The 17,326-nt window shown below is 33.9% G+C and carries 14 protein-coding genes; 5 read left to right on the top strand and 9 right to left on the bottom strand.

Annotated elements, in window-relative coordinates; genetic code table 11:
• Positions 1-10 precede the first annotated feature (10 nt).
• Together JNUCC83_RS00920 and JNUCC83_RS00915 are read right to left on the bottom strand one after the other, a co-directional pair.
• Positions 11-784: an alkaline phosphatase family protein gene (locus JNUCC83_RS00920; RefSeq protein WP_454460394.1), complete on the bottom strand. Its 774-nt coding sequence runs from the start codon at positions 782-784 to the stop codon at positions 11-13.
• A complete protein-coding gene (locus tag JNUCC83_RS00915) occupies positions 771-1,865 on the bottom strand; it encodes an ABC transporter substrate-binding protein (RefSeq protein ID WP_454460393.1) in 1,095 nt (364 codons plus the stop codon). The genes JNUCC83_RS00920 and JNUCC83_RS00915 overlap by 14 nt, the downstream gene beginning before the upstream one ends.
• Before the next feature lie 167 nt (positions 1,866-2,032).
• Between JNUCC83_RS00915 and JNUCC83_RS00910 the strand changes: the two genes are divergently transcribed.
• Entirely contained in the window at positions 2,033-2,815 is a 783-nt protein-coding gene (locus tag JNUCC83_RS00910) for a PHP domain-containing protein (protein WP_454460392.1), read from the top strand.
• Between the two features lie 40 nt (positions 2,816-2,855).
• Here JNUCC83_RS00910 and JNUCC83_RS00905 read toward each other — a convergent pair whose 3' ends face one another.
• Positions 2,856-4,652 carry a heavy metal translocating P-type ATPase gene (locus tag JNUCC83_RS00905; RefSeq protein ID WP_454460391.1) on the bottom strand — a complete coding sequence of 599 codons (1,797 nt, stop codon included), beginning with the start codon at positions 4,650-4,652 and terminating at the stop codon, positions 2,856-2,858.
• A gap of 187 nt (positions 4,653-4,839) precedes the next feature.
• Between JNUCC83_RS00905 and JNUCC83_RS00900 the strand changes: the two genes are divergently transcribed.
• Complete coding sequence (locus JNUCC83_RS00900; RefSeq protein WP_454460390.1) at positions 4,840-5,790, top strand: AEC family transporter; 951 nt, start codon at positions 4,840-4,842, stop codon at positions 5,788-5,790.
• A gap of 44 nt (positions 5,791-5,834) precedes the next feature.
• Here the strand turns inward: JNUCC83_RS00900 and treC are convergent, their stop codons facing one another.
• Together treC and treP are read right to left on the bottom strand one after the other, a co-directional pair.
• Complete coding sequence (treC, locus tag JNUCC83_RS00895) at positions 5,835-7,460, bottom strand: alpha,alpha-phosphotrehalase (protein ID WP_454460389.1); 1,626 nt, start codon at positions 7,458-7,460, stop codon at positions 5,835-5,837.
• Positions 7,461-7,476: 16 nt separating this feature from the next.
• A complete protein-coding gene (treP, locus tag JNUCC83_RS00890; RefSeq protein ID WP_454460388.1) occupies positions 7,477-9,438 on the bottom strand; it encodes a PTS system trehalose-specific EIIBC component in 1,962 nt (653 codons plus the stop codon).
• 304 nt (positions 9,439-9,742) lie between these two features.
• Here treP and treR point away from each other — a divergent pair, with 304 nt between their 5' ends.
• Complete coding sequence (treR, locus tag JNUCC83_RS00885; RefSeq protein WP_454460387.1) at positions 9,743-10,465, top strand: trehalose operon repressor; 723 nt, start codon at positions 9,743-9,745, stop codon at positions 10,463-10,465.
• A 50-nt stretch (positions 10,466-10,515) separates the two neighbouring features.
• Here the strand turns inward: treR and pnp are convergent, their stop codons facing one another.
• The 3 genes from pnp to gndA all read right to left on the bottom strand — a co-directional run bounded on the left by pnp (position 10,516) and on the right by gndA (position 14,684).
• Positions 10,516-12,660, bottom strand: coding sequence for a polyribonucleotide nucleotidyltransferase (pnp, locus tag JNUCC83_RS00880; protein WP_454460386.1), 2,145 nt, complete (start codon positions 12,658-12,660; stop codon positions 10,516-10,518).
• Between the two features lie 179 nt (positions 12,661-12,839).
• On the bottom strand, positions 12,840-13,109 hold the full coding sequence (gene rpsO / locus JNUCC83_RS00875; protein WP_071457431.1) for a 30S ribosomal protein S15: 270 nt from the start codon (positions 13,107-13,109) through the stop codon (positions 12,840-12,842).
• 153 nt (positions 13,110-13,262) lie between these two features.
• Positions 13,263-14,684 carry an NADP-dependent phosphogluconate dehydrogenase gene (gene gndA, locus JNUCC83_RS00870; RefSeq protein WP_454460385.1) on the bottom strand — a complete coding sequence of 474 codons (1,422 nt, stop codon included), beginning with the start codon at positions 14,682-14,684 and terminating at the stop codon, positions 13,263-13,265.
• A 231-nt stretch (positions 14,685-14,915) separates the two neighbouring features.
• Between gndA and def the strand changes: the two genes are divergently transcribed.
• Entirely contained in the window at positions 14,916-15,479 is a 564-nt protein-coding gene (def, locus tag JNUCC83_RS00865) for a peptide deformylase (RefSeq protein WP_454460384.1), read from the top strand.
• Between the two features lie 36 nt (positions 15,480-15,515).
• Here def and JNUCC83_RS00860 read toward each other — a convergent pair whose 3' ends face one another.
• The gene (locus JNUCC83_RS00860) at positions 15,516-16,310 is read right to left on the bottom strand and encodes a formate/nitrite transporter family protein (RefSeq protein WP_454460383.1); all 795 of its coding nucleotides are present in this window, start codon (positions 16,308-16,310) and stop codon (positions 15,516-15,518) included.
• Between the two features lie 376 nt (positions 16,311-16,686).
• Between JNUCC83_RS00860 and rpsD the strand changes: the two genes are divergently transcribed.
• Positions 16,687-17,298 carry a 30S ribosomal protein S4 gene (gene rpsD / locus JNUCC83_RS00855; protein WP_454460382.1) on the top strand — a complete coding sequence of 204 codons (612 nt, stop codon included), beginning with the start codon at positions 16,687-16,689 and terminating at the stop codon, positions 17,296-17,298.
• Positions 17,299-17,326: the final 28 nt, after the last annotated feature.

Here is a 17,326-nt window from a genome sequence, read left to right as displayed (position 1 = left end):
TTTCTCCCTCCTATACGTCCATTAAATCTGCAATAAAAGGCATTAATTCCAACTGACTCATTATTTCTTTTTTTGGCAATATCTCTGAATCTGATAGAAAATAAAAAGGTACTTCTCTATGTTGAGGTAAATTTCCACCATGTAGTCCATATTCATCCATTCCATGATCTGCTGTTACTATAACTTTATAACCTAACTCACACCAGGTTGGTACAATCGTCCCGAGAATATTATCAGCAATATTAACCTGAGCCATATACTCACGAGAATCAGAGGTGAATTTATGGCCAACATCATCAATATTCATTGAATGAATCACCATAAAATCAGGTTGATATTCAGTAATAATACTATTTGCATCAGCAAACACATGACTATCTGGATAGTGATCCTCACTATAAAATATCCCATGTTGAATAAGTTTTGATTCATCATGTTGAATCCTATCTGTAAATATGTTGTATGGGGACTGATTATATAATTCACTCATCCAATAATAACCTGACATGCCTGTCGTTCCTCCAGCTGACTTCACTAAATCAAAAATAGAAAGTTCTTTCGACCGTCTAACTATCAAATTTGTATATATTTCATTTTGGTACATAGGTTTACCAGTCATTATTACTTCATACAATGGCCTAGAATTACTTGGCATTTCTGATTTCATTTTTCTAACTTGAGCCTTTTCATGTTCAACTAAACTATTTAGAAAACCCATTTGTTCCATTGCAATATCATAACGACACCCATCTAAAATAATAAGTAATACTTTATTTTTTAACATTCACTAGTACCTCACTCTGCCATTTTTCAGGTAATTCTAAAGCAGTTTTATCCCAGTCCTCGTTAGACTCAACTGGTTTTGCACTTTCATATTCCTCATCTTTTAGTAATTTACTGCCCACATCATCTGGTAACTTAACGTCTGTTCTAATTGGTCGTGCATATCCTTTAGCTAAGTTGATTTGGCCTTTGTCAGATAGGATATACTCTCTTGCTAGTTTAGCTGCATTAGGATGTGGCGCATTTTTATTAATTAACGTTGTATACCCACTAATAACAGAACCATCTGTTGGAATCTTAACTTCAAATCTATCTTTATCAATTGAATCTCTATGATTTAAAGCATTAAAATCCCAAAGAATTGCAACATCTATTTCACCTTTTTCAATATTTGCTAAAGAAGCATCAACAGATGAAATTCTTCCTTGCTTTGCAATTTCTTTAAAATAATCTAATCCTGGTTGAATATCTTTTTCATTACCACCATTTGCCATTGCTGCTGCTAAAACAGCAAATTGTGCTTGATTAGCCTTAGTAACATCTCCTACTGAAATCTGATAATCACCATTTTTCAAATCTTCCCAACTAGTTGGAACATCTTTAACATTATCCGTATCCACCATGAATGAAATAGTGCCTGTATAACTTAGTAACCAATGACCTTCATCATCCTTTGCCCATTTTGGAATATCATCCCAGTATGATGTTTTATATGGTAAAGTTAAATCTTTACTAACGGCTAATGGACCAAAACTAATTCCCACATCTCCTATATCAGCTGTTCCATTTTCCCCTTCAGATTCAAATTTGGCCAACTCTTCAGCACTAGACATATCTGTGTCTTTATGATTGATCCCATATTCTTCTTTCATGTCCTCCCAAGTACCAACCCAGTTAGCCCAAGTATCTGGCATTCCTACACTAGCTACGTCTCCTTCTTTTTTTGCTTTTTCAATGATTGTTTCTAAACTATCATCATCTTTAGCTGCCGTTTCATTATTTTCAGTTGATGAAGAAGAACAACCTACTAACATAGTGACTAAAAATAATCCTAATAAACTTGAAATTAATTTCTTTTTCATTATTAACCCTCACTCTATTTTATTTGACATGTTGAGTATAGACTTAATTTGTAAATAGTTAGTAAATGATGGGTAATGATTTGTAAACTTTGTAAATGTGGCGTAAAAATAGTCCGTATTTAAAATTTAGTGATAGAATAGATTTAATTAACGAGGAGGGTATTTTAATGAAATATTATGACCAACATTTACATACACATCATTCTTTTGATTCGGATGAATCATTTGAAAATTATTTATCTACCTATTCACCTGACTTTTTTGTGACGACAGAACATCTAGAGTTTAAAAATCCATATGTCAATGGGGAAAATAGTATTCCTAAATATAAAGAATACATCAAAGAAATCAACCACCTTTCAGATGACTATAATACTAGGTTATTAAAAGGAATTGAGGTAGGTTATGTTGACACACATCATTCACTCATTCATACATTTTTAGAAGATAAAAACTATGACATTATCCTCCTTAGCATTCATCAAAATGGACTATTTGATTATATGGATGACGATGTACTAAAGTTAAACGTGAATGATTTAATTAATGATTACTATTCTCGTATGTTAGAAGCCGTACAAAAGGTGGATTTTGCCAATGTTTTAACTCATTTTGATTATGGCATGAGGCGATTAGACATAGATGTTGATTATTTTAAAGACATAGCTGAGCCATATTTAATTGATATTTTTAAAACAATCATTGAAAAAGAGATAGCCTTTGAATTAAATGCTAAGAGTTTTATAAAGTATGACAATCGAAAACTTTATAAATATGCCATTCCTTTATATATTTCACTCGGTGGAACGTTATTTACATTAGGTTCTGACGCTCATGTTTCCGAAGACTATAGGTTAGGATTTGAAGAAATGGGGAATTTAATTAAAGAGCATGGTATAACGGAATTAGCTGTTTATCAAAATCAACAACTCCAAAAAGTCAGATTCTAAAAAAACAGTCTAACCATTCAATTGAACGGTTAGACTGTTTTTATTTATCCTTCCTTGCTCTTAAAGCTGATAAAATTGACACTGTATCAACCACTTCTTGTAACATCGCTCCAACAAGTGTTGGTATTACACCAAAACTTGCTATTAACATTAAAATAATACAAATAAATATTCCAATCAATACTGATTGTTTTGCGATCTTCATTGTGTCTTTAGATATTTCAACTGACTCAGCTATTTTGGATAAATCATCCTTTAAAATCACGGCATCTGCACTTTCACTAGCTGCACTAGAACCATGAGCGCCCATTGCGATACCAATGTCAGCCATTGCAAGAGCTGGAGCATCATTCATGCCATCCCCCACCATAATAGCAGGTGGTGATGTTTGGGTTAATTTTTTTATAATATCAATTTTTTCTTGTGGCAAACATTTCGCATGAATATCAGTAATCCCAACTTCTCGCCCTATATGTTGTGCGATTATTTCATTGTCACCTGTAATCATTAAAATAGGATTTAAGCCTAGTTTTCTTAAAGAAGTTATTGTTGATTTAGACTCTGGACGTACAATATCTTCAAACTCTATACTACCAACATATTCATCATCAATTGACACATAAATCACTGTCTTATCAGGAGAAGTTATTGTCTTTTTAGAAACATAACTTGCTTTACCCACTTTGATTAGATGATTGTCTATAGTTCCTTGTACCCCTTGTCCAGTGACTTCTTTTGTTGAAGAAACATCTTTCAAATTCAACTGATTATCATGAGCATATTGTACTAAAGACCTTGCCAATATATGAATGGATTCTTGTTCAACACTTGCTGCTAGCTGGACTAATTGATCTTTTGATATCTGTTCATTAACACTTGTAACAGTAGATACTTTTAAACTTCCTTCAGTTAGCGTCCCGGTTTTATCAAATGCAACACTCTTTGCATCTGATAATTTTTCTATTGTCGTTCCTGTTTTAACGACAATACCATGTCGACTTGAACGACTCATTCCTGCAACTAAAGCAATTGGTGCTGCCAATATAAGTGGACAAGGAGAAGCAACTACCAACACTTGAGCAAAACGAACTGGGTCTTTTGAAACATACCAAGCTATCCCTCCGATGACATACGACACAATAGTAAATGGGACAGCATACCTATCTGCTAAACGAACAAAATTAGCTGGTTTTGACTCAGACTCTTTCACCAATTTAACAATGGTTTGATACTGGCTATCTGCCGCAACTTTAGTCACTTTAAACTTAATTGACACATCCCCATTGATAGAGCCTGACATCACAGTATCATTTACCTGCTTTTCAATTGGTTTAGACTCGCCTGTCAAAGAAGACTCATCAAAAGAAGAAACGCCCTCAACGATTGTTCCATCAACTGGCACAACTTCCCCGGGTTTTACTAAAATAATATCATCAATAGCGACATCATCTACATGAATATCTTTTAGTCCATCTCTTGCCACTTTATGAGCGACTTGTGGTGTATTATCAAGCAATGTTTTTAACTCTTTGCCTGCTTGTCCTGCTGCATAATCTTCTAAACTATCTCCACCAGTCAGCATCACTAATACCATTAAACTCGCCCAATATTGACCAACAGCTAATGTCGCGATAATTGCTGTAATCGCTAAAATATCGACGCCATATTTTCCTGACTTCAATGTTTTAATCATCCCAATAAACATTGATATAGTGGTTATTCCGCCAATGACCACTACTATACTGTAAGCTATCTTTGGTTGATGAAAAATAAATTCTGCGACTAGTGCAGTCATTCCTGCAACAATAGTAATAAAAAGTTTTTTTAGATTAGTCATAGACATCCTCCTATCCATTCTTTCTACATCAGTTTATCACTTATGTCTTTAACTGGAAAAATATACCCCTTAAATGAGAAAAATAATCATTTACGTATAAAAAATATATAGAATCTTCTTATTTTTTTTGATAAACGTTTGTATCTCTTAAGTATGATAAACAATGATTATAAAGGAGATGACTCTTATGCTTGCCAGTTATTCAACCATTCTTGTGCTATTTTCTATCATTTCTCTAGGGTATGTTTTAGCTAAAAAACGTATTTTTACCCAAGATGTGAGTAATGCTTTATCTTATTTTGTTATTCATTTCGCCTTACCTTTAGAAATATTTTTAAGAATAACGAGAGACTTTACTAAACAAAAACTTCTTTCACTTTTTAAAGAATCGTTTTTCCCCGTATTAATTATTAGTTTAGTTTTTATCATTGGCTACTTCAGTTCTAATCTATTTAAAGTTGCCAAAGCCCAACAAGGGGCCTTCACGCTTTGTTTTGCTTCACCAAGCGCTGCATTTATTGGTATGCCAATTATTTTAGGCTTATACGGAGATAAGGGACTACCTTATGCTTTGTTAGTATATATTGTGACTAGTGTATCCACTTGGACAATTGGAGTCATGCTACTAAACAAAGATGACGATTTTACTACTAATAAACAGACGTCGTTTGATTTTAAACACACCATCCAAGAATTATTTAGTCCCCCAATCATTGCATTTCTTTTAGCGAGTTTGTTGGTCATTTTTAATATTCCACTGCCTTTCTTCTTTAAATCCTTATTTAGCTATATTGGAGAAACAACATCAGCCCTTGCTATGCTTTTTATTGGAACAACTATCTATCAGACTGGTCTTAAAAATTTAACGTTTTCAAAAGAGGTGATTGGAATACTTTGTGGGCGTTTCATTATTACACCTATTATCGTTATTTTATTAGCCCACCTGTTTCATGTTTCTACATTAATGGGTACAATTTGCTTGATTCAATTTAGTATTCCTGTATCAAATACTGTAGCCATTTTAGCAGGTGAGAAACACATAGATATTAGTTTTACAGATTCGTCTCTCACATACTCTCTTTTTGCCTATTTACTTTTTTTCCCTGTATTAATGAAACTAGTGTCACTATTTTTTTGAACATCGCAAAAAAACCAGCTACTCAAAAAGTAACTGGTTTCTCTCTAACTAAGACTCAATAAAGCGAGTGTTTGATATGGTTTTAATACCATATTTTTTTCTACTGTGTCACATACAACATTACTAATCAAAATGTCACTTTGGATAAATTCATCTGGAATCATCACTTGTGTTATTTCATCCGAAAAATTATTTAATACTAATAAGGATTCATTGCTATAATGTCTGGTATACCCATATATGCGACTTCCTTCCACTTCGAAAGCTTTATAATCACCCTTAGAGATGACTTCTTTTTCTTTTCTTAAATGAATAAGTTGTTGATAAAATGAGAAGATACTTCCCTGGCTTAACTCTTTCTCAACAGTAATATCACGATGTTTTCCGACTGATAACCATGGTGTTCCAGAACTAAACCCAGCATTTTCACTGTTATCCCACTGCATTGGCGTTCTAGAATTATCTCTTGATTTATGTTGTATCACTTTAATAGCTTCTTCGTGTGTTAATCCATTGCTTAACAACTTATTATAAGCATTATGAGTTTCCACATCTTGATAGGTAGCTAGTTCATCAAATTCTGGATCTAGCATGCCAATCTCTTCTCCCATATAAATATATGGTGTCCCTCGGTTTAGATGGATTGCTGCTGCCAACATTTTTGCGCCACGCTCACGATAATTTTTCCAATCAACAAAGCGATTTAAAGCTCTTGGTTGATCATGGTTATTCCAAAACAATGCATTCCATCCATTTCCTTGACTCATTCCTTCTCCCCATTCATGCAAGGTGTTTTTTAAGGCATTAAAGTCATATGGCATAATGGTCCATTTTTCTCCATCCTTGTAATCAACTTTTAAATGGTGAAAATTAAAAATCATGCTTAATTCTTCTCTTTCAGGTGCTGTGTAAAGAATGCCATTTTCAATTGTTGTCGAGCTCATTTCTCCTACTGTAACAATTGATGGGTCTTTGCCAAACGTTGCACGATTCATTTCATGAATAAATTGATGAGCAATTGGTTTATCCGTATATTCTGCTTTACCAACATTGTCATCAGCATCTTTTAATACTTTGTCTTTACCAATAACATTGATAACATCAAATCTTAAACCTTTTACACCTAGCTCAGTCCAAAAATCAACCACTTTATACAATTCTTTTCTCACATTTGGGTTTCGCCAATCTAAATCAGCCTGCGTTTTGTCATACAAATGTAAAAAATATTTATCCGTATCACCAAATTGGGACCATGCGTTTCCACCAAATTTTGATTCCCAATTAGTTGGTTCCTCTCTTAATATAAAGAAATCTTGATAGTATGAATCACCTGTCACTGCCTTTTTAAACCATTCATGTTCAATGGATACGTGATTTAACACCATATCTAACATGATATCAATATTTTTTTCACTAGCTTTTTCTACTAAATGTTTAAAATCTGATTCTGTTCCAAACATAGAATCAATCGCTGTATAATTCGAAATATCATACCCATTATCTTTTTGTGGGCTTGGATAAATGGGATTTAACCAAATCATATCGACACCTAACGTTTCAAGATAAGGTAACTTTTCAATAATCCCTTGTAAATCTCCGATGCCATCCCCATTTTTATCATAAAATGATTTTGGATATACTTGATAAATAACTTTATTCTTAAAACTCACTATGTCACTTCCTTTATTAAATTGATTTAACTTGTAAAATGGCCGTATCATTTGTGACCTGACCACTGTTTATTGTTGGATCTACTTGATAACTATCTGAATTAGTAATGACAATTTGCGTCTGAGTTAAGTACCCTGATTCTTTGATACCATCAATATCAAAATCTAACAACAAATCACCAATCGTTATTTTATCTCCTTGTTTTACATATGTGTCAAAATACTGCCCATTTAAGTTAACTGTATCTAATCCAACATGTATTAACATCTCAATTCCATGATCATCTGTAATACCTATCGCATGCTTACTTGGGAAAACTAAACTAATTGTCCCATTCATCGGAGCATAGACATGACCTTCGCTTGGTTCAATAACAACACCTTGTCCCATTGTCCCTTGAGAAAAAACAGGATCTTTTGAATCAGTCATCGGTGATAACTCTCCAACTAATGGCGAATAAACTGAAACAACTTCTGTTAAATTACTTTCTGGTACAATTGGTCCACTTAAACTAGCATCTACTGGAGAAATAGCTTCTCCTACTCTGTCTAGTTGATTGAATATACCAGCTCGTCTAAAGAATAAAGTCAATATAAACGGAACAACGATAGCAATAATCATCCCGATTAAGAATACTCCGTAATATTTTGGCATAATCGCTAAAATACCCGGAAGACCACCTACCCCAATAGATAATGCTCTTACTCCGAATAACGTTACAAATAATCCGGCAATTCCACTACCAATCATCGCTGCAACGAACGGATACATATATTTTAAATTAATTCCAAACATCGCTGGTTCAGTAACACCTAACCAAGCTGAAATAACTGAAGGAACAGATACTTGCTCTTCTTTTTTATTGCCTTTATGAGCATATACAACAGCTAAAACTGCTGCACCTTGAGCAATATTTGATAAACAAATCATTGGCCAAAGATTCGTTGACCCAAAGTCTGCTACTAATTGTTGGTCGATTGCTAAGGTCGTATGATGTAGTCCTGTAATAACAAGTGGTGCATAGAACGTACCAAACACTGCTGCAAATAACCAATTAAGAGATGATGTTAATCCTGTATTAACCACCATTGAAATCGCAGAACCAATCTTCCAACCGATAGGTCCTAAAATTAAATGTGCCGCTAAAATAGTTGGTAATAATGCAAAAAATGGAACAAAAATCATTGAGATTGCTTCTGGTATATGTTTTCTTAAAAATCGTTCTAAGTAAACTAGCATAAATCCGGCAAGCATTGCTGGAATAACTTGTGCTTGATAACCTATTTTATCCATTGTAAAGAAACCAAAATCCCAACTCCAATTAGCAGCTATATCTGCGGCGCTCGTAGAATTCACTGCATAAGCATTTAAAAGTTGTGGTGATACTAGCGTAATTCCTAGGACAATCCCTAATATTTCAGTTCCCTTCATTTTTTTAGCAATACTCCAAGTAATCCCTACTGGTAGAAAATGGAAAATAGCTTCACCTGGCAACCATAAAAATCCATTAACCCCGTTCCAAAATGTTGACGATTCTGTAATAGTTTTCCCATCTAAAAACCCCATTGGAACTGCTTCCAAAATATTTCTAAATCCTAAAATTAATCCTCCAACAATAATTGCTGGCAATAATGGCGTGAAAATTTCTGCTAAAACAGTTACCGCTCTTTGTAGAATATTTTGATTTTGTTTTGCTGCAGACTTAATTTCTTCTTTTGTTCCACCTTGAATTCCTGCAACAGACATAAACTCTTGATAAAACGTTGGCACTTCATTTCCAATAATTACTTGGAACTGTCCAGCATTAGTAAAAATACCTCTCACACAGGAAATGTCTTCAATCTTATTTTCTTGTGCTTTTGATGGATCATTTAACACAAACCTCATTCGCGTGGCACAATGTGTCACAGCAGCAATATTTTCTTTTCCACCGACATAATCTAATAATAATAACGCATCTTGATTAAATTTTCCCATCTTCTTTCTCCTTTCACTTGTACATACAAGTTACCTTAAATAAAATATACACCTTTAGAGCCTACTTGTAAAGCGCTATCAAAACAAAAGTTTTCCATCAATTTTTTTACACACCTTTTTCTAATAAATCATTCAAAAAAAACACATTATATACTGAACAAAACTAACACTTGACTGTAAAAAAACTAACAAGTAACCACTATATTTAACTTTTTATTAAAAACTTCTCATTTAAAATCCCTTATATTTTATATCGAATATACTTAACTATAAGATGTTCATACAAGTTTTTGGAGGGGACCTTATGAAAGCATACGAAATAATATACCAAGCAATTGAAAATAGTATTTTAAGAGGGGAATTCTTACCTGGTGACTTTTTACCAAGTGAAAATCAATATGTTAAACAATTTAAAGTATCAAGAGACACAGTAAGAAAAGCGCTAAACTTACTAATGACCAATGGCTATATCCAAAAAATTCATGGCAAAGGTTCAATGGTATTAAAAAGAGAACAATTGCGTTTTCCTATTTCTGGATTAACAAGTTACAAAGAATTGCAACATGCCTATGGATATAACAGTCTTACAAAAGTAGTGTTTATTGATAAAATAATGATTGATACTGAGCTTGAGAAAATGACTGGATTCGCCACAGGAGAAATGGTATGGAAGATGATTCGGACTCGTGAAATTGATGGGCAAAAAGTGATTTTAGATACCGATTATCTCTTGTGCCGATTAATTCCTAATATGTCGATTGACATTGGTGAGGATTCTATTTATAAATACATTGAAAAAAATTTAAACTTACAAATATCTTTTGCTGAAAAAGAAATTAGAGTTGTAAAATTAAATACAGCTGAAAAAGAATTTTTAGATTTAACGTCACAAGATATTAATATTGTCTCTATCCAAAGTCGTGTTTTTTTAGCCAATACTGAGCAATTTCAGTACACTGATAGTAGGCATCGTGTGGATAAATTCTTATTTTATGATTTTGCTAGGAGAAATCCTTCCACAATTTAATAACAATAAAAAAGCATCCTATTCACTAAGTAAATAGGGTGCTTTCACTATTATTCTGATTTTTCTTTTGTTTCTTCTTTTTTCTCTTCTTTTGGTTTTTCAATCATTGCTTTACGTGAAGCATTAACGCGTCCTTGACGGTCAATTTCTGTCACTTTCACAAGAATTTCATCGCCTAATTTAACCACATCTTCTACTTTATTCACACGTTCGTGTGAGAATTGAGAAATATGCACTAAGGCATCTTTCCCTTTGAATAAGTTAACAAAAGCACCGAATTTTTCAATTCTTACAACTTTAGCTAAGTATACTTGTCCCACTTCAACTTCACGAACTAAATCTTTAATGATTTCAATCGCGCGGTTGATTTTATCTTGATCTTGATGGGCAATACTTACATTACCATCTTGATCGATATCAATTTTAACGTCAGTTTCTTCGATAATTTTGTTGATGGTTTCGCCACCTTTACCGATAACGTCTTTAATTTTTTCAGGTTTGATTTGAATCATTTCAATCTTAGGAGCATATTTACTTAATTCTTTACGAGGTTCAGCAATCGTTGATGTCAATTCAGCTAGAATTTCCATACGTGCTTTTTTCGCTTGAGTTAGAGCTTCTGTTAAGATAGCTTCTGTAATACCTTCAATTTTAATATCCATTTGTAGAGCTGTAATACCATCTTTTGTTCCGGCAACTTTAAAGTCCATGTCACCTAAGTGGTCTTCCATTCCTTGGATGTCAGTTAAAATAGTGTAATTATCTCCATCCATGACAAGTCCCATTGCAATTCCTGCAACAGGTGCTTTGATTGGTACACCTGCATCCATTAAAGCTAAAATACCAGCACAGATACTTGCTTGTGAAGAAGAACCATTTGATTCTAATACTTCTGAAACCACACGAATCATGTATGGGAAGTCCTGTTCACTAGGAATAACTTGTGCCATGGCACGCTCACCTAATGCACCATGCCCAATTTCACGGCGACCTGGTGATCTCATTGGCCCAGTCGAACCAACTGAGTATTGAGGGAAATTATAGTGATGGATAAATCGTTTGCTATCTTCCACACCTAATCCATCAATAATTTGATGTTCACCAAGTGGTGCTAATGTACAAACTGACAAAGCTTGTGTTTGCCCACGAGTAAACAAGCCAGAACCATGAACACGTGGTAAGATGCCAACTTCTGATGATAAAGGACGAATTTCGTCAATTTTACGACCATCAGGGCGAACTTTTTCAACTGTAATCAAACGACGAACTTCATTTTTTTCCATGTCTTCTAAAATTTGACGAACTTCTTTCATCCATTTAGCAGACTCTTCGTCTTCAGAATATTTTTCTTCGTAAACAGCGATTACTTCTTCTTTTAAAGCTGAAATATTATCTTCACGAGCTAATTTTTCTTCTGTTTGGATTGCTTGCGTCATACGAGGCATATAAGTATCATTGATTTCTTTTTCTAAGTCAGCGTCAACTTGTAATAAGTCGATTTCCATTTTTTCTTTGCCAATTTCTTTTGCAATTTCTTCTTGGAAAGCAACTAATCGTTGGATTTCTTCATGACCGAATAACAGTGCACCTAACATATCTTCTTCTGATACTTCTTTTGCACCACTTTCAACCATGTTAATCGCATCTTTTGTTCCAGCTACTGATAATTCAATTGTTGTGTTTTCGGCTTGTTCCACAGTTGGGTTTATAACATACTCACCATCCACAAAACCAACTTCAACACCAGCAATCGGGCCATTGAATGGAATATCAGATACGCATAAAGCTAGAGATGATCCTAACATTGCTGCCATCTCTGGTGAGCAATCTTGTTCCACACTCATCACGGTATTCGTAATTTGTACTTCATTACGGAATCCTTCTGCAAACATTGGACGGATTGGACGGTCAATCAAACGAGCAGTTAATGTTGCTGATTCACTTGGTCGTCCCTCACGTTTAATAAATCCTCCTGGTACTTTCCCAACAGCATACATTTTTTCTTCATAATTAACTGTTAATGGGAAAAAATCAACATCTTTCGCTTGTTTTGAAGCGACAGCCACACTTAAGACAACTGTATCACCATATCTTACTAAAACTGCTCCATTTGCTTGTTTGGCTAATTGGCCAATCTCAACTGATAACGGTCTTCCGCCCCAAGTTGTTTCAAATACATGTTTTTCACTATGCATTATTTTTTCTCCTTTACATACTCGAGGTGAACAGACTACTAAACAAATATCAATTCTCTCATTTAGCGTGAGAATACTCATATTTGCATAGTAGACAATCAGCCCATCCTCGGTTTTTTATTAAAAGAAAAGCGAGATCAAAACGACCTCACTTATCCTCTTATTCTTAGATAAATTGATTAACGACGTAAGCCTAAACGTTTGATTAATTCACGGTAACGTTGAACATCATTTTTACGTAAGTAAGCTAATAAGTTACGACGGTGACCAACTTTTTTCATTAATCCACGGTATGAATGGTGGTCTTTTTTATGCACGTGTGCATGCTCGTTTAATGCATTAATTTCTGCAGTTAATACAGCAATTTGTACTTCTGGAGAACCAGTATCTCCTTCGTGACGTGCGTATTCTTTAATGATTTCGTTCTTGCGTTCTTTTGAAATTGCCATGTCTTTCACCTCTTCTATATTATTTCCCCAAAACTGAGTATATCGTTGGTGATTCGATGTACCAAGTAATAGGCATGTGACGATTTATCACACAATGGTACTTTACATGATTTTTAGTATAAAAGCAACTGTTTCTCATACTTAAATCATGTTTTATTTATCTTTTTTGTACCAATCATAATGAAACGTTCCATCTCTATCTTTTCTTTCATATGTATGTGCTCCAAAGTAGTCTCTTTGAGCTTGGATAATATTCGCTGGGAGATCTTTTGAACGATATGAATCATAATAAGCAACTGCAGAGGAAAGTGTTGGAGCTGGTATACCCAGTTTTACCGCTAGTGATACAACATCACGAATATCTTCTTGATATGCTGAAACGATTTTTAAAAAGTAGTCATCCAACATTAAATTTTTTAGTTGTGGATTTTTTTCATAGGCATCTGTTATTTTTTGTAAAAATCGAGCTCTTATAATACATCCTTCGCGAAAAATTTGAGCAATTTCCCCGTAATTTAACTGCCAATTATATTCCTCACTAGCCATCATCATCTGAGAGAATCCTTGAGCATAACTCATGATTTTACTAAAATAAAGGGCACGTCTTATTTTTTCAATCATTTCTTTCTTATCATAAGATGGTGTTATAGTTGGACCACTTAACAAAGTACTTGCAACCTGTCTTTCTTCTTTTAAAGCAGACATAAATCTAGCAAAAACAGCTTCTGTAACAAGTGGTAACGGCACACCTAAATCTAAAGCATTTTGACTAGTCCACTTCCCAGTTCCTTTGTTTCCTGCTTTATCCATGATATGAGAAACGATGTACTCCTCTGTATCTAAATCATCTTTTCGTCCCAATAAGTCAGATGTAATTGCCATTAGATAGCTATTTAATTCGCCTTCATTCCACGATTTAAAAATTTGAGAAATGTCATCTATACTTAGGTTTAATCCTCTAGATAATATATCATAACTTTCAGCAATCAATTGCATATCACCGTACTCTATCCCGTTATGGACCATTTTAACAAAATGCCCTGCTCCATCTGGTCCAATGTAAGATACACAGGGTTTTCCATCATGTGCTTTTGCAGCAATCGCTTCAAATAAAGGCTTAATCAAATCGTACGCATCACGTTGTCCACCTGGCATAAGAGATGGTCCGTTTAACGCTCCTTCTTCTCCTCCAGAAACTCCTGAACCAATAAAATTAATCCCAAATTTTTCTAAATACTCACTTCGTCTCAAAGTATCTTCGTAATGCGTGTTGCCCCCGTCAATTAAAATATCCCCATCTTCTAGATGTGGTAAAAGATGATCAATCATGTTATCTGTTATTTTGCCAGCTGTTACCATTAACATAATTTTTCTTGGCGTTTCAATCGAATCAACAAAAGAACTGATGTCTGCAAATCCTTTAATATTTTTATCTGGATGCCCATTAATAAATGCCTCTGTTTCTTCAAAAAAATGACTATAGACAGATACTTTATACCCTTTCCCCTCACTATTTAACGCTAAATTTTTCCCCATCACACCTAAACCAACCATGCCAAATTGCTGCTTGTCCATTTAACCAATTGCCTCCTGCGACTTGTTTTTATTTGTTATAAATCCTTTAGAATAATAACATAACAGATTTAATTTCTTGGGAAAATATGAAAGTTTTCATCGTTCTATTACCAAAATAAAATAAGTATAAATAACATTTATTAAGGGGATTAACAATTTATTTATTTCTCATCATTTTTATTTTATGGTAAAATAAAAAGTACTATATTAGATAGAAAGGAAGGGATATTGATGATTACAATGGATGATATTATCCGTGAAGGGCATCCTACCCTTCGTGAAGTGGCTAAAGAAGTTGACTTACCCTTATCTGAGGAAGACATTGAATTAGGTAAACGCATGCAAGAATTTCTAAAAAATAGCCAAGACCCAGAACTTGCTGAAAAGTATCATTTACGTGGCGGCGTTGGTCTTGCTGCTCCGCAATTAAATATTTCAAAACGCATCATTGCGATTGAAATTCCTAGTCAATCTGAAGATGATGATGAACCACTTTTAAGCACTGTCATGTACAATCCAAAGATAGTTAGTCATTCTGTACAACAAGCTGCTCTTGAAGAAGGGGAAGGTTGTTTATCTGTTGATAGACCTGTACCAGGATACGTTGTGAGAAATGCACGAATTACTGTAACTTACCATGATATGAATGGTGAAGAACATAAAATTCGTCTTAAAAACTACATGGCTATTGTTGTTCAACATGAAATTGATCACATCAATGGTATTATGTTTTATGACCATATCAATGAAGAACACCCTCATTATGCACCTGATGATGTCATTTTTATTCAATAAAAAAGTTTGCCAACCCTAACAGGATGGCAAACTTTTTTAATCTAAATAATGAATGGACTCGTCTTTATTTAACCATGAATATGTTAAACCAATCACTAAGCCCCCACCAATAAAATTACCAATAAACGTAAAAATAAGATTTGTTGCTACTGCGCCAACTGTCATCCCTGCAACTACTCCACCTGATGAAAAATAAGCAAGTGGAAAGTAGATGAAATTGGCGATAACGTGTTCAAAGCCTAAGAAGGTAAAAATGAAGATAGTTAAAATAATACCAAATAATCTACCAACATCATCTTTAATTTTCATTGACATCAACACTGCTAGGTTAACAATCACATTGGCAAATATCCCTTCAACTAAGGTTTGACCGATTCCCTTTTGGAACTTTCCTTCAACTAAATGAGTTAAAAAATTATCGGCAGGTAGACCTTTAAACGAACCTGTTAATGATAATAAATAAGCGACAACTAAAGCGCCGATTAAATTAAACAACACACAAACTAACAAGATTTTTAAGGCCTTACTTGGTACCAACTTTTTACGATACGTTGCAACAGTCATATACATCATATTTGATGTGCCTAATTCTGCATTTAAAAATATAATAAGAGCTAATCCTAGACCAAAAGCCATCGCATATAATGATTTTCCTACTGCTGGATCTGAAAATTTAAGTCCCAGACCTATTGCTATAGCTGACCCTAAGCTCAAATATAATGTTGCTAGGACTGAACGCATGGCATATTTGCCAAAATGTTTTTGTATTAATTCATCTTTTTTTTCGATGGATGCATCCAATTTCCCCATCAATTCTGAATGTTGTGCCATTGATTTATTCCTTTCTCTGTTACATTGTTATTTTTTGAACAAACTTTTATTTACAGTAGATACTATATATCAAAAACTCATCCAAATCTACTAAAAGTTTAATAAAAATATGGATAAAATACGTCAAATTAAAAAAAAACATGACTAATGCTAATTAAGTTATCCTTGTCTTTTCACAGATATTAAAGTATAATTAATTTTGTGTAAAATAATGCAGCTAGAAAATAAGTAGCACGTGTATTAGTTTGTTTGCCTATATGGGTTCAATTGCGTAACCGCGGCTGCAAAGGTGAAGATTGAAGAATAAACTAAGCGTCTATTAATATTTTCAAGAAATTATTTTACTCCAAATAAAAATATATTGGAGGATTTTTTAATGTCTCGTTATACAGGACCAAGTTGGAAATTATCTCGTCGTTTAGGCGTATCTTTATCAGGAACTGGTAAAGAGTTGGCTCGTCGTCCATATGCACCAGGACAACACGGACCAAACCAAAGAAGAAACAAATCAGAATATGGTATGCAATTAACTGAAAAACAAAAATTACGCCATATGTACGGTTTAAATGAACGTCAATTCCGTAACCTTTTCATGAGAGCTGGTAAAATTCAAGAAGGTAAACACGGTGTTAACTTTATGATTCTTTTAGAACAACGTTTAGATAACGTTGTATATCGTCTAGGTTTAGCTACAACTCGTCGTCAAGCGCGTCAGTTAGTTAACCATGGTCACGTTTTAGTAGATGGTAAACGTGTTGACATTCCTTCATATGAAGTGTCTGTTGGACAAGTTATCTCTATCCGTGAAAAATCTAAAGATTTAGTTATCGTTAAAGATGCTGTTGAATCAACTTTAGGACGTCCTTCATTTGTAAGCTTTGACGCTGAAAAATTAGAAGGTAGTATCACTCGTTTACCAGAACGTGATGAATTACCACAAGAAGTTGACGAATCTTACGTAGTTGAATTCTACAACAAATTACTATAAGATTTTTAGTTACTTTTATATAGAAAAA

This window comes from Vagococcus sp. JNUCC 83 (assembly GCF_053667615.1).
This window is presented reverse-complemented; position numbering and strand designations above follow the sequence as displayed.